Source organism: Achromobacter aegrifaciens (assembly GCF_902859965.1).
Taxonomy (GTDB): Bacteria; Pseudomonadota; Gammaproteobacteria; order Burkholderiales; family Burkholderiaceae_B; genus Achromobacter; species Achromobacter aegrifaciens.
Genome location: NZ_CADIKO010000004.1, coordinates 41,034 through 54,787, shown reverse-complemented (window position 1 = coordinate 54,787; position 13,754 = coordinate 41,034). Strand labels below are relative to the sequence as shown.

The following is a 13,754-nucleotide window of genomic DNA, read 5'->3' as shown; positions in this document are numbered from 1 at the left end:
GAACGACTGCGCGCCGGCTCGGGGGAAACCCGCAAGCAACACGAAAATCGTCGCTTTGGACGAAGCTGAAAAATGCGTGCCTACGATACAAAAGGACTCGGGCCGGGGCAATAGGCCAGTTGCTGCGCAAATGGCGTTTACTCATAACGGAGACATATCGATGGCAATCGTGAAAACGGTGTACGCGTTGGCGGGCGCCGCTATCGTTGCGGCAGGCGCACAAGCGCAGCCAGCCGGCGGCCCAGTGAAGATCGGCGTAATGGCGGACATGAGCTCGGCGTATTCCGACATCGGCGGCAAGGGACTGGTAGAGGCCGCGCGCATGGCGGTGCAGGATTTCGGCGGCAGCGTGTTGGGCCAGCCGGTCGAGCTGGTGTACACCGATGGCCAGAACAAGGTCGACGTCGCCAGCGCGGCGACGCGGCGCTGGTTCGACCAGGATGGCGTGGACATGGTCACCGACTTGCCCACGTCGGCGCTGGCGCTGGCCATCAGCGAACTCGGCCGCGAAAAGAAAAAGATCGTCATGGTGACGAGCGCGTCGACCTCGGAATTGACCGCCAAGGCGTGTTCGCCCTACACCGTCCATTGGACCTACGATACCTACGCGCTGGCCAACGGCACGGGCGCGGCGGTGTCCGCTCAGGGCGGCAAGGAATGGTATTTCATGACCGCGGATTACTCGTTCGGCTACGCGTTGCAGGCCGACGCCTCCGCGGTCATCGAGAAGAACGGCGGCAAGGTGCTGGGGGCTGTGCGTTCGCCCCTGAATACGCCGGACTTCAGTTCCTATCTGCTGCAGGCGCAGACTTCCAAAGCGGGCATCATCGGCCTGGCGCTGGGCGGCAACGACGTGATCAGCGCGATCAAGCAGGCGGCGGACTTCGGTATCGGCCGGCCGGGCGGCCAGCAGAAGCTGGTGGCGCTGCTGGCGTTCCTCTCGGACGTGAAGTCCATCGGACTGCCCCTGGGCCAGGGGCTGCTGTTGACCGAGGCGTTCTATTGGGACCAGAACGACGCCACGCGGGCCTGGTCGCAACGCTTCCAGGACAAGGTCGGGCGCAAGCCGACCATGACCCAGGCCGGTACCTACGGCGCGGTGCTGCATTATTTGAACGCGGTCAAGGCGGCCGGCACCAAGGACGCCGACGCCGTGATGGCCAAGATGCGGGAGACGCCCATCAACGATTTCATGACGCGCAACGGACGACTGCGCGCGGACGGGCGGGTGGTGCGCGACATGTATCTGTTCGAAGTGAAGAAGCCGGAGGAATCCCGCGGCGAGTGGGATCTGTACAAACAGGTGGCGGTCATCCCGGGCGACGTCGCATTCCGGCCCGAAGACCGCGGCGGCTGCCCATTGATCAAGCAGGCGATGCGATGATCAGCTATGACGTAACCGACTTTGGTCAGCCGCTGGTTCCCATCGAGCGCCCGGCGCCCGAACCGCAAGGCGCGCAGGTGTTGCTGCGGGTGCTTGCCGCGGGCGTATGCCATACCGACGTGCATACGTGGGAGGGCTACTACGATCTGGGCGGCGACAAGCGCCTGCGCGTGGAGCAGCGCGGCGTCACGCTGCCGTTGACTCTGGGCCATGAGACAGCGGGCGTGGTGGTCGCCGCCGGGCCAGATGCAAATGGGGTTGTCGCGGGACAGCGCTTTCTGGTGTATCCATGGATCGGTTGCGGCGACTGCAAGGTCTGCCGGCGCGGTCGCGAAAACCTGTGCGCCGCACCGCGCTTCCTGGGGATCTTTCGGCCGGGCGGCTATAGCGACCATATTCTGGTGCCGGACGCCCGCTACCTGATCGATATCGGCGACCTGCGACCAGAGCAGGCCGCGCCCTACGCATGCTCGGGCCTGACGTCCTACAGCGCCATCCGCAAGATTGCGCCGGAGGTGCTGCAGGCGGAAACGGTCGTAGTGGTCGGCGCAGGCGGCCTGGGCCTCATGTGCGTGAGCTTGCTGCGCGCCTTGGGGTGTCCGCAGGTGATCGTGCTGGAACCCGATGGCGCGCGCCGGGGCGCCGCGCTGGCCGCCGGCGCCAGCCTTGCCGTGGACGCGCATGCCGCAAACGCGCTGGACGAGGTTCGACGCGCCGCTGGCGAGATCTGGGCGGTGATCGATTGCGTGGGCGCGGCGGGCACGGTGAAGCAGGGCATGGATCTGCTGGCCAAAGGCGGGCAATTGATTTTGATCGGGCTGTTCGGCGGGGAATTGCCGCTGTCGCCGGCCTTGGTGCCCATGCGTGCCATCAGCATCGAAGGGTCCTACATCGGCACGCTGGCCGAATTGCAGGAACTCATGACCTTGGTGCGGGAACGCGGGCCGCGCGCCATTCCGCTTTCCTGCCGCTGCCTGCAGGACGCCCAGGCAGCGCTACTCGATCTGGCGGCTGGCCGCGTGGTGGGGCGCCAGGTCCTTTGTCCCGAACAACCCAACGCGAAACAGGCATAGAACCATGCAGCTGAATCTGGATTCCGGTTACACCATGACGGTGGATGGCCGCGCGGAAACGTCGGTGCAAACCTTCGATGTGCTCAATCCCGCCACGGAGGAACGCATTGCCACCGTGCCGGACGCGTCGCTGGCGCAGTTGAACGAAGCAGTCGCGGCCGCGACGCGCGCATTTGCGCAATGGAGCGAGACGCCCTTGGAACGGCGCCAGGCAGCGCTTCTTGCCATGGCTGACAGACTGGAGGAATACACCGAAGGCTTCATGCGCCTGCTCACGCGCGAGCAGGGCAAGCCTCACGCCGACGCGCGTGCCGAGGTCGGCCGTTGCGTCGCCTGGCTGCGCGCGACCGCAGCGCGCGATCTGCCCGCCACGCGGCTGGACGACGGCGCCGGCCGCGTGTTCGAGACTCGCCATGTGCCTATCGGCGTGGTGGCGGCGATCGCGCCTTGGAATTTTCCGATGACGCTGGCCATCTGGAAGATCGCCCCGGCCTTGCTGGCGGGCAACACCGTCGTGTTGAAGCCGTCGCCATTCACGCCGCTGACTTCGCTCAAGATGGGCGAACTGTTTCGCGATCTGCTGCCGCCAGGCGTGCTGAACGTGGTGTGCGGCGGAGACCGGCTGGGGCCCTGGCTGACCGAGCATCCGGGCATCGACAAGATCGCCTTTACCGGCTCGACCGCGACGGGCAGGCGCGTCATGCAGAGCGCATCCGGCAGGCTCAAACGCATCACGCTGGAACTGGGCGGCAACGATGCCGCCATCGTGCTGCCGGACGTGGACGTGCGCGAGACGGCTGCCAAGCTGTTCTGGGGAGCGTTCCGAAATTCCTCGCAGTTTTGCCTGGCCACCAAACGGCTGTATGTGCATGAATCCATCTATGACGAGTTCGCCGCGGCGTTGGTGGAACACGCACGGGGCGTGGTCATGGGAGATGGCGCGCAGCCGGGGACAGGGCTGGGGCCGATCCAGAACCGCCCGCAGTACGAGCGGGTCAAGGATCTCATCGCGGATGCGCATCGCAACGGCGTGCGCTTTCTGGCCGGTGGCGACATTCCGCAAGGCAAGGGCTATTTCGTGCCGGTCGCCATCCTGGACAATCCGCCGGACGATGCGCGCAGCGTGGTGGAAGAGGCGTTCGGACCGGTGCTGCCCTTGCTGAAATACCGGGACATCGACGAGGTCGTCCAACGCGCCAATGACACAGACTATGGACTGGGCGGGTCGGTGTGGTCCAAGGACCTGGCGCTGGCGCGGTCCATCGCGCGGCGCCTGGAAACCGGCACGGTATGGATCAACCATATCCACGCCATGTCGCCGGACGTGCCGTTCGGCGGGCGCAAGCAGTCCGGGTTGGGCGTGGAGAATGGGCTGGAAGGGCTGCTGGAGTACACCAGCGTGCAGACAGTGGCGGTGTTGGGGGACGAGGCTGCTTGAGCGCCGTGGAAGACGGCCGGGACATGCGTACGCGTTCCGGCGGCGCCCGGGGACTTACTTGCCCCGCATCTGGTCTATCAGCCGCCGGTCGCGCTTGGTCGGGCGTCCGGCTTCTATGCCCAGCGCGGGCTCGGGCGCCAGGCGGCGCATTTCCGCTGCGCGCTCACGCGCCGACACGCTTTCGGGCGTTTCCTCGTAGAGCTGGCGCGCGACGGGGGCGGGGCCGCGCACGCCGCTGACGGCCATCACCCGTACATGCAGCGCCGGGTCCTCCTTGCGCACTGTGACCAGATCGCCTGGCGCGACTTCGCGCGCGGGCTTGGCGGGCTGATCGTTCACCAACACCCGGCCCTTGCCGATTTCCTGCACGGCCAGGCTGCGCGTCTTGTAGAAGCGCGCGGCCCATAGCCACTTGTCTAGCCGGATCTTGTCCATGGTTCCTTACCTGCCGGTATTGCTGCTCAGGCGCTCATGATAGCCGCCGTGGCCCGTCTTGCTGTCAGACGGCTTTCGATCGCCCCGCCGGAACGCTTAAGCCAGGCTTAAAACGGCTCCTGCGCCGGAACTCGATGCGTGCGTCTCGTCTAACCAGAAACGCGTATCGGAGGGCAATCGACTCATGGACCTGAACTGGCAGCAGCAACTGGCGGAAAGCGGGCTCTGGTTGGCGCGCGCGTTCGGCATTTCGGCCGTCGCGCTGGTGCTGGTCGGGGGCTTGCTTGCGCGCTACACGGACTGGGGACGCAAGTTCTGGCGGTTGGCGCGTCCGTATCTCGATCCCAGGCGCAGCTGGCGGCCCTTGTTGACGCTGGCGCTACTGTTGTTCCTGGCGATGTTCGCCGTGCGCATGACGGTGTTGTTTTCGTTTTGGTACAACGGCTTTTACAGCGCGTTGCAGGCATTGGATCAGAGCGCATTCTGGCGCTTTTTGGGCATCTTCTCGGTGCTGGCCTGTGTGCACGTGATGCGCACCCTGGCCGACAGTTATGCCGGGCAGGCTTTCGACATCCGTTGGCGCGTGTGGCTCAACGACAGGCTGACCCGCGACTGGCTGGGCGCGGGCGCCTACTACCGCGGCCATTTCGTCGACTCTCCGGTCGACAACCCCGATCAGCGCATCGAACAGGACATCGCCATGTTCGTGACGGGGTCGCGCACGCTGGCGATCGGCGCGCTGAGCGCGGTCGTCTCGCTGGTGGCGTTCACGTCCATCCTGTGGGGCCTGTCCGGCGCCTTGACGGTGGCGGGCGTGGAGATCCCGCGCGCCATGGTGTTCATGGTGTACCTGTATGTGATCGTGGCGACGCTGTTCGCGTTCAAGATCGGGCGTCCGTTGATCAAGCTGAATTTCCTGTCCGAGCGCCTGACGGCGAACTTCCGCTACGCGCTGGTGCGCCTGCGCGAGAACGCCGAGAACGTGGCGTTCTATCAGGGTGAGAACGTGGAGCGTGCCACCTTGTGGACGCGTTTCTCGGCCTACATCGCCAACTTGTGGGCGCGCGTGTACCGGGGGCTGAAGTTCGACGGCTTCAACCTGTCGGTGAGCCAGGTGGCCGTGGTGTTCCCATTCATCCTGCAGGCGCCGCGCTTTTTCAGCGGCGCGATCAAGCTGGGCGACGTGATCCAGACTTCGCAGGCCTTCGGGCAGGTGCAGGATTCCTTGTCGTTCTTCCGCACCTCCTACGACACCTTCGCGCAGTACCGCGCGACGCTGGACCGGTTGAACGGTTTTCTGGACGCCAACGAAGCTGCGCGCGTGTTGCCTTCGGTGCGGACGGAGAGCCTGCCGGACGGCCTGGATATCGAATCCGTCCAAGTGTCGCGCCCCGACGGCACGGTGCTGTTGCGCGACCTGAACCTGAACTTGCGGCCGGGCCAGGCCCTGCTGATCAAGGGACCGTCGGGCAGCGGCAAGACCACCTTGCTGCGCGCGCTGGCGGGCCTGTGGCCCTATGCGCAGGGTGCGGTGCGCCGGCCGCAGGGCGCCTCTGCCTTGTTCCTGTCGCAGCGGCCCTATCTGCCCCTGGGCGACTTGCGCGGCGCGGTCGCGTATCCGGGATTGGCGCAGCCCGAGGACGATGCGCGCCTGGCCGACGCGCTGCGGCTGGTCAACCTTGGACATCTGGCCGGGCGCCTGGATGAAGTCGCGGATTGGTCGCGCATGCTTTCCATCGGCGAACAGCAGCGCGTGGCGTTCGCGCGCGTGCTCTACAACCGGCCCGCCATCGTGTTCCTGGACGAGGCCACGTCCGCTACCGACGAAGGGTTGGAGCATGCGCTGTACAGTCTGCTGCGCGAGGCGCTGCCCTCATGCATGCTGGTCAGCGTGGGACATCGCAGCACGCTGGACGTGTTCCATACGCACAGGCTGGACCTGGATGGCGCCGGGAACTGGCGGGCGGGACCGATGGCGCGGGCGGGCGCTCCGGTAGAGCGCTTGCGCCCGGTGGACGGGCCGCGGCGGGCGGCGGCCTAGCGCGGCGCCCGCCGCGATTCAGGTACCCACGCGCAGCGGACCGGTCAGCTTGCGCAGCGCGGCGACCACGCTTTGCGCGGTGATGCGGCCGGTCTTGGGATTGGCCGAGGGGATGTTCTGGATTTCCATCGAGAACGAGGCCGAGTCGGACACGACTTCGACGCGGTGCAGATTGCGTTCCAGCGAGGGATCGGCCCAGATTTCCAGGGTGGTCTTGTCCGGGCCGATGCCGGCCAGCGACACGCTGACCGCCACGTTCAGGTTGGCCGGAAAGCCCACCGCCGCTTCCCGTGGCGAGCCGCGGAAGATCAGGCGCGGTTCGGTGATGTCCGCGATGTCGATGTTGTTGTCCGTCAGGTAGGGCGCGCCCAGCAGGCCGCGCACCGGCTTGCGGGTGATCATGGTGACGGAATGGATGACGCCTTCGGCGGCGGCCGTGATGGCATCCAGGCCCAGGATGGCGCCCGAAGGCACCAGGATCTGGCCGTGGTGCTGGCGGGCCAGTTCGATCAGGTCGTCATGGCGCAGCAGCGCGCCCGAGCTCAGCACCACCATCTTCTTGCCGGCGCGCAGCACGGGTTCGGCGATGTTGCGGAACACGGCGGCGGGGGCGCATTCCACGACCACGTCGCAGTGTTCGTGCAGCGCGTCGATGGTGGTGTAGGCGGGCGCGGCCTGGGTCCAGGCGAAGGCCGGCGGGGCCTTGGGATCGCGCACTGCGATGGCGGTGAGCGTCAGGCCGGGCACGCCGGCATCCAGGGATTGCGCCACGGCCTGGCCGATGGCGCCGAAGCCGGCGATGCCGACACGGTAGCTGTTCATAGGGGTCCAGAGTAGGGCCGCGGCGCGCCGCGGGCGGTTCGGAAAGGGGCTGGGCGCCGATGCGATGACGCGGCGCCGGGCTGCCGGCCACTGTAGCCACCGTGCCGGCAGGCGTCAATGCGGAATGGCGACTATGCCCGGCTACACTTTGCGCTTGAGCCTACAGGAGTCGAGGCATGCACATCCTTCCCGAAACACCGGACGACCGCGAGGCGATCTTCACGCTGACGCAGGCCGCCTTCAAAGACAATCCCCACAGCCAGCAGACCGAGGGCCACATCACCAACGCGCTGCGCGAGGCCGGCGCGCTGACGCTGTCGCTGGTGGCGCGGGTGGACGGGCGTGTCGCGGGCCATGTCGCGTTTTCTCCGGTGACGATCAGCGACGGTTCGGCGGACTGGTACGGCCTGGGGCCGGTCGCGGTGCTCCCGGAACTGCAAGGCCGGGGCATAGGCGCGGCCTTGATCCGGGACGGTCTGGCGCGCTTGAAGGCATTGGGTGCGGCGGGCTGCGTGGTGATGGGCGATCCGGCGTACTACACGCGATTCGGTTTTGCGCAGACGCCCGCGCTGACGTATCCCGGCGTGCCGCCGGAGTACTTCATGGCGCAGGTCTACACGGGTGCGGCGCATGGGGACGTTTCCTATCACCAGGCGTTCGAAGCGACCGCGTAGCCGGCGCGGGCAGGGGGCGGCAGCGTGAATTCCGGCCCCGCGTAGTCGGATGCAATGTCCAGGGTTCCCGCTGCGAGCCGGCCCGCCCACTCATCCAAAATACGGCGTTCTTCCGCGCCGACTTTCGTGCCCAGCACCAGCCGCAGCGACGCGGCTTCCTCCAGGCCGTAACGGGTCACGCGGCTCACCGCCAGCGCGCCCGCGGCATGGTCGGCGGCGGCGCGCTGCACGCACAGTCCCGAATCGGCCAGCGCCGATGCCAGATAGACCTGTGGGTCGCGCGCCACCCAGTCCAGCACATTGCCGATCTGCCACACGCCCGTTTCGCGGCACACGCGCGTCACGCCATCGCGGCCGCCGTCCATCATGGCAAACAGTACGCGGGCGTCGCGGGCGGACAGCGCGCGGGCCCATGCCGCGCCCAGCGCCGGGTCGTGCTGGTTGCCGCAGAAGGCGGTCAGCGGATCCTGGCCCGTGACGCGCCGCACGCCATCGGCATAGGCGGCGCGGCCCTTCAGGCCGGGCCGCACTTTTTCGCCGGACAGATGGGCGGCCCGCCCGTTGGCCGCGCGCAGGCCCGCCAACACCCCGGCAAGAAAAGCCGAGTGCTCTTGCTGGATCTCGTATGACGCGACGTTGGCGGCGGTGTGGTGCCCCTGCGTGATGGCGAACTGCGTGCGCGGATAGCGTGGCGCCACCTCGGCCACGGGCGCATCGCCCTGGCCGCCATGCACGATGACCAGGTCGGGAGCGGTGGCGCAAAGCTGTGCGAGGCGCTCGGCGCGCGCGGCGGCGTCGTGGTCGGCGATCCATTCCAGCTGCAAGGGCTGGCCCGCCTGCGCGGCGCGTTCCGCGCCACGCACGGCCGCTTCGTTGAAGCCGCCGCGGCCCGGATGGCCGAACAGCACAAGCGTGCGGCGGGCGCTCACAGGCTGGCTCCCGTGGCGCGCACCACCGGTCCCCAGGCTGCGGCTTGGCGGCGGACGAAGTCGGTGAACTCGGCGGGGGATTTTTGCGCCAGCACGAAGCCCTGTCCCTCCAGCCTGGCGCGGATGTCCGCGCTGGCCAGCGTCTGCGCAATGGCGTCGTTCAAGCGCTGCGAGACCGCGGCCGGCAAGCCGGCGGGACCGGACAGGCCGACGAAGTTCTCGGCGATCAGGCCCGGATACCCCAGCTCGCCCACTGCGGGGATGTCGGGCGCCTGCGGCACCGGCTTGCTTGTGGTGACCGCCAACAGGCGCAGTTGGCCGGATCGCAGGAAGGGCAGGTTCTGCGGCAACGCGTCCACCGCGAAGCGAATCTGGCCGCCCAGCAGATCGTTGCGCATGGCGCCAGATCCCTTGTACGGAATGTGCTGCAGGCGCGCGCCGGTTTGCCGGGCATACAGCTCGCCCACGATCTGGCCCACCGACGCCAGTCCGCCGCTGCCGTACTGCACCGGCTGGTCCTGCGCGCGGATCCAGGCGGTCAGCTCCGCAAAGCTGGATACCGGCACGGAAGGATGGACGACGAACACGGTGGGCACCGCGCCCAGGTACGCGATATGGTCGAAGCTGGCGAGCGCGTCGTATCCGCCTTGGGGCATCAGGGCGGGAGAAATGGACAGCGGCGCCGAGTTCGACATCAGCAGCGTGTAGCCGTCGTTGGGCGCCTGCGCGACCAGGCTCGCGCCTATGGTCGAGCCCGCGCCGGGCTTGTTTTCGATGACGATGGGCTGGCCCAGCCGTTCGGCCAGCGTGGGCGCGATGAGGCGCGCGGCGATGTCGCTCGCGCCGCCGGGCGGGAAGGTGACGATGAGCCGGATCGGACGCTCGGGCCAGGCGGATGCGCGCGCGATGCGCGGCCGCGCCAGCGGCAGCGCCAGTGCGCCGGCAAGCATGAAGGTTCGACGGGAGATCGGCATGGCGTGGCTTCTACGTGACTGCCGCGCGGGGCGGCAAAGGGGCGTACTGTAGAAAGCCGGGCCGGGCCTGACAAAGAATTTGTAGCCGTTTGCTTATGCCCGCCGCATCGCGCGGCGGGCATTTTTCAAACGCGCGCGGGGCGCGCGGATCAGCTGCCTTTCTGCGCCTGCGCCATGTAGTCCACGGTCAGGTTCGACAGCGCGCGCACGCCGTTGATGAGGCCGGACTCATCGACGTAGAAGCGCGGCGAATGGTTCGGCGCAGCCTTCTCGACGTCGGTGCCCTTGGGCGTCACGCCCAGGTAGAAGAACATGCCCGGCACCTTCTCTTGATAGAACGAGAAGTCCTCCGACGCGGTGGACTTGGGCTGCAGGCCGTAGTTGCCTTCGCCCGCCACCCGCCGCAGCGTCGGGCCCATCTGCTCGGTCAGCGCGGGATTGTTGACGGTGGCGTTGTACAGCTCCACCACGCGCACGTCCGCCTTGGCGCCCGCGCTCTGCGCGATCATGTCCGCGGTGCGCGCGATGCGTTGGTGGATGTCCTTCTTCATGCCTTCGTCATACGTGCGGATGGTGCCGGTCATGGCCACGTTGTCCGGCACGATGTTCATGCGGTTGCCGCCATGGATGGCGCCCACGGTGATGACCGCCGGCTCCAGCATGCTGTTGATCTGGCGGCTGGGGATGGTCTGCAGGCCCAGGATGATCTGCGAGCTGACCACGATGGGGTCGATGCCGGACCAGGGCCGCGCGCCGTGCGTCTGCTTGCCGGTGACGTCGATCCAGAACTGGTCGGCGGCGGCCATGGCGGGGCCGCTGCGCCAGCTGAGCTTGCCCGCGGGATAGGCGCTGGACACGTGCAGGCCGAAGATGGCGTCCACCTTGGGATTCTCCAGCACGCCTTCCTGCACCATCATCTTGGCGCCCCAGATCTTCTTGCCGTCGGGCTCGAAGTCGGCGGGGCTTTCCTCGGCGGGCTGGAAGATGAACTTGACGCTGCCGGGGAGCTGGTCCTTCATGCCGGCCAGGACTTCGGCCGTGGCCATCAGGATGGCGGTGTGGGTGTCGTGGCCGCAGGCATGCATCACGTCCACTTCCTTGCCCAGGTAGGTGCCCTTGGCCTTGGACGCGAAGGGCAGGTCCACCTGTTCCTTGACGGGCAGCGCGTCCATGTCGGCGCGCAGCGCCACCACCGGCCCGGGCTTGCCACCCTTGAGCACGGCGACCACGCCGGTGCCGGCAACGCCGGTTTTCACTTCCATGCCGAGCGCGCGGAGATGGTCGGCGACCAGCTTGGCGGTGCGGTTTTCCTGGTTGCCCAGTTCGGGATGTTCGTGGATATCTCGGCGCCAGGCGATGAGCTTGTCTTCGATGGCCTTGGCGCGTTGATCGATCTGCGCGGCCAATGCCGGATTCGGCGCGGGGACCAGCGGGCCTTGCGTGCCGGGCGCGCTTTGCGCGGCGGCCGGACCCGCCATCAGCAGGTGGGCGGCGAGCGCCAGCGGGGCCAGGCGGAACAGGGGTTTGCGGTAAGGCATGCTTTGCTCTCCTCGTGGTTGTTAACCTGTTATTGGACGAGGATCTTACCGAAGCGCAAGACGGCGCGAGCGTTTGTTACCAACGCTTAAAAACGGGCTGTTTTGATTCCGGCCGATGGAATTCCGCGCGCCGGAATCCGCGAGTCATGCGGCGTGCAGGACGTTCTTTGCGCCGCGCGCGAGGAACAGCAGCAACAGTGCCGCCAGCAACGATGCGGCGCCCGCGAAAAGCATGGCGGCATGGAAGCCGCCGGCCAGCGCGGCCGCGGCCAGTTCGGCCGCATTGGCGGGTTGCGCCGGCAGTTCATGCAAAGTGATGGCGGCGCGCGCCAAGGCCTGCGCGTCGGGCGCGCCTTGTTGCGAGAACGAAGCCGTCAGCGCTACGATCGCACGCCCGCTCATCAGTGCGCCCAGCAGCGCGATGCCTATCGTCATGCCGGTCTGGCGCAGCGCGTTCATGGTGGCCGAGGCCATGCCGGAACGCTCGCGCGGCACCGTGGCCATCACGGCCATGCTGGTCGATGGCACGGCCAGGCCGGTGCCCAGGCCCAACAGGACCAGCAGGGAGCCGGACACGAGGTAAGGCGTGTGCGCTTCGAAGCGCGTCATGCCCAGCATGGCCAGGCCGATGAAGGCGAAGCCCGCGATCATCAGGCGCGGCAGGCCAAAGCGCAGGTTGAGCCGGCCGAACACCAGCGACACCAGCCCGGCCGCGGCGAACTGCGGCGCCAACTGCCAGCCAGTGGCCAGCGGCGACAACCCCTGAACGTGTTGCAGATAGAGCGAAAAGAAGAACAGGCTGCTGTAGGCGGAAAAGCCCAGCACGAAGGAGGCGAAGTTGGTGATGGCGAAGCCTGCGTCGCGGAACAGCCCCAGCGGCAGGATGGGCCGCGCGGCGCGGTGCTCGACCCACAGGAAGGCGAGCAGCCCGGCGGCGGCGATGGCGAGCGCGACCGTGGCTTGCGGTGCAGCCCAGCCGTGTTCGCCGGCGGCGATCAGCCCATAGGTCAGCGCGCCCAGCCACAGCACGCTAAGCGCCTGGCCCGCGGGATCGAAGGCTGCGTGTTCGGGATGGGCGCTTTCCGTGATGCTCCAGGCGCCCAGCGCGATGGCCAGCGCGCCCACCGGCAGGTTGATGAGGAAGATGCTCTGCCAGTTGAAGTGGGCGACCAGCACGCCGCCCAGCATGGGCCCCACGATGAGCGAAATTGCGTTGCACGAGGCCCAGATGCCGATGGCCTGGGCGCGTTCCTTGGGATCGGGAAAAGCCTGGGTCAGGAGCGACAGCGCGCCTGGAACCAGCAGGGCGCCGGCCACGCCCTGCACGGCGCGGCCGATCAGCAGCGCTGTAAGGTTGTCCGCCAGCCCGCAAAGCGCGGAGCCCGCCGTGAACAGCAGCACGCCCGCCAGCCAGGAACGCTTGCGGCCATAGCGGTCGCCCAGAGGTCCCGCCGACAGCATGAAGGCCGACAGGAACAGGGCGTAGGCGTCCACCACCCATTGCAGCCCCGCCATGTCGATGCGCAGGGCCGCCTGCATGGTGGGCAGCGCCACGTTGACGATGCTGATGTCCAGGATGGTGATGAAGCTGCCCAGGTTGACGGCAAGGACCAGGGCGCGGCGGCGTGCGGGATGCATGGCGGGACGCAGAGTGGGGGAAGGGGTATTCTATGCATCGACCGACCGTCGGTCAATGAAAAGAAGAACGATTCTCAGCTTTTGATTCCGGCCCAGTGCCTCCTCTACACTGGCGCCTTGCTGCTGACCTGACCCCTGGACGATATGCCCGCTGCTCCCGACGACCCGCTTTCCCTGCCTGGCCCGGACGCCGCTCCCAAGCCCCGCACCAAGCCGGCCGCCGTGCGGCTGGACGAGTTGATGGCGGCCGCGCAAGCGCTCTTCATCCAGAAGGGCGTCGAGGCCACGACCATCAACGAGATCGTGGAACGCGCCGGCGTGGCCAAGGGCACCTTCTATCACTACTTCACGTCCAAGAACGACATGCTGGCGGCGCTGCGGGCCAAGTTCTCGCAAGGGTTCCTGGACCATATCGACCGCGAAGTGCAGGCCTGTGCGCCGGAGGACGGCGTGGCGCGGCTGCGCGCCTGGACTCGCGCCGGCGTCGAGGCTTACTTCGACGGCTACGAACTGCATGATGTGGTGTTCCACGACGCCCAGCATCCCGACCGCGGCGTGGCCGAAAAGAGCGCCGTGCTGGAACAGCTGGAAGCCATACTCGAGGCCGGCGCGCGCGCCGGCTGCTGGAAGCTGGACGACGCGGCGCTGGCCGCCATTGTCCTGTACCACGGCATGCATGGCGCGGTGGACGCTTCCATCGCTCAGGGCCGGCGGGACGCGCAAGCGCTGTCCGGCCCCTTGTCGGCGATGTTCCTGCGCACGCTGGGAGCGGGCTGAGGGGCGCGGCTTCAGACCCGCGCCGCCGCAT

12 protein-coding genes are annotated in these 13,754 nt (G+C 67.6%); 6 read left to right on the top strand and 6 right to left on the bottom strand.

The annotated features are described in order from the left end of the window. The first annotated feature begins 160 nt into the window (after positions 1 to 160). Genes HV793_RS24800 through HV793_RS24790 form a run of 3 tightly spaced genes read left to right on the top strand, consistent with a single transcriptional unit; the run spans position 161 to position 3,895 of the window. Positions 161 to 1,384: an ABC transporter substrate-binding protein gene (locus HV793_RS24800; protein WP_054452695.1), complete on the top strand. Its 1,224-nt coding sequence runs from the start codon at positions 161 to 163 to the stop codon at positions 1,382 to 1,384. Beyond that, on the top strand, positions 1,381 to 2,457 hold the full coding sequence (locus HV793_RS24795) for an alcohol dehydrogenase catalytic domain-containing protein (protein WP_175214088.1): 1,077 nt from the start codon (positions 1,381 to 1,383) through the stop codon (positions 2,455 to 2,457). Before HV793_RS24800 ends, HV793_RS24795 begins: the two co-directional genes overlap by 4 nt. 4 nt (positions 2,458 to 2,461) lie before the next feature. Then, positions 2,462 to 3,895 (top strand): aldehyde dehydrogenase family protein, encoded by a 1,434-nt coding sequence (locus HV793_RS24790; protein ID WP_175164248.1) that lies wholly within the window; start codon positions 2,462 to 2,464, stop codon positions 3,893 to 3,895. A 54-nt stretch (positions 3,896 to 3,949) separates the two neighbouring features. On the opposite strand, the gene HV793_RS24785 is transcribed toward HV793_RS24790, so the two are convergent. Continuing rightward, entirely contained in the window at positions 3,950 to 4,330 is a 381-nt protein-coding gene (locus HV793_RS24785) for an RNA-binding S4 domain-containing protein (protein WP_175164246.1), read from the bottom strand. Between the two features lie 184 nt (positions 4,331 to 4,514). Between HV793_RS24785 and HV793_RS24780 the strand changes: the two genes are divergently transcribed. Next, positions 4,515 to 6,371, top strand: coding sequence for an ABC transporter ATP-binding protein/permease (locus HV793_RS24780; RefSeq protein ID WP_054452686.1), 1,857 nt, complete (start codon positions 4,515 to 4,517; stop codon positions 6,369 to 6,371). Positions 6,372 to 6,389: 18 nt separating this feature from the next. Here the strand turns inward: HV793_RS24780 and HV793_RS24775 are convergent, their stop codons facing one another. Then, complete coding sequence (locus HV793_RS24775) at positions 6,390 to 7,193, bottom strand: aspartate dehydrogenase (RefSeq protein WP_175214087.1); 804 nt, start codon at positions 7,191 to 7,193, stop codon at positions 6,390 to 6,392. Positions 7,194 to 7,369: 176 nt separating this feature from the next. Between HV793_RS24775 and HV793_RS24770 the strand changes: the two genes are divergently transcribed. After that, positions 7,370 to 7,867 carry a GNAT family N-acetyltransferase gene (locus HV793_RS24770; RefSeq protein WP_175181826.1) on the top strand — a complete coding sequence of 166 codons (498 nt, stop codon included), beginning with the start codon at positions 7,370 to 7,372 and terminating at the stop codon, positions 7,865 to 7,867. On the opposite strand, the gene HV793_RS24765 is transcribed toward HV793_RS24770, so the two are convergent. The 4 genes from HV793_RS24765 to HV793_RS24750 form a co-directional block, all read right to left on the bottom strand. After that, positions 7,840 to 8,796 (bottom strand): BMP family ABC transporter substrate-binding protein, encoded by a 957-nt coding sequence (locus HV793_RS24765; protein ID WP_054452675.1) that lies wholly within the window; start codon positions 8,794 to 8,796, stop codon positions 7,840 to 7,842. The two genes, HV793_RS24770 and HV793_RS24765, sit on opposite strands and share 28 nt — an antisense overlap. After that, positions 8,793 to 9,770 (bottom strand): Bug family tripartite tricarboxylate transporter substrate binding protein, encoded by a 978-nt coding sequence (locus HV793_RS24760; protein ID WP_054452673.1) that lies wholly within the window; start codon positions 9,768 to 9,770, stop codon positions 8,793 to 8,795. Before HV793_RS24760 ends, HV793_RS24765 begins: the two co-directional genes overlap by 4 nt. A 149-nt stretch (positions 9,771 to 9,919) precedes the next feature. Continuing rightward, positions 9,920 to 11,308 carry an amidohydrolase gene (locus tag HV793_RS24755; RefSeq protein ID WP_088156934.1) on the bottom strand — a complete coding sequence of 463 codons (1,389 nt, stop codon included), beginning with the start codon at positions 11,306 to 11,308 and terminating at the stop codon, positions 9,920 to 9,922. A gap of 144 nt (positions 11,309 to 11,452) precedes the next feature. Next, a complete protein-coding gene (locus HV793_RS24750) occupies positions 11,453 to 12,946 on the bottom strand; it encodes an MFS transporter (protein ID WP_054452668.1) in 1,494 nt (497 codons plus the stop codon). A 144-nt stretch (positions 12,947 to 13,090) separates the two neighbouring features. Between HV793_RS24750 and HV793_RS24745 the strand changes: the two genes are divergently transcribed. Further along, on the top strand, positions 13,091 to 13,723 hold the full coding sequence (locus tag HV793_RS24745) for a TetR/AcrR family transcriptional regulator (RefSeq protein WP_119449941.1): 633 nt from the start codon (positions 13,091 to 13,093) through the stop codon (positions 13,721 to 13,723). Positions 13,724 to 13,754: the final 31 nt, after the last annotated feature.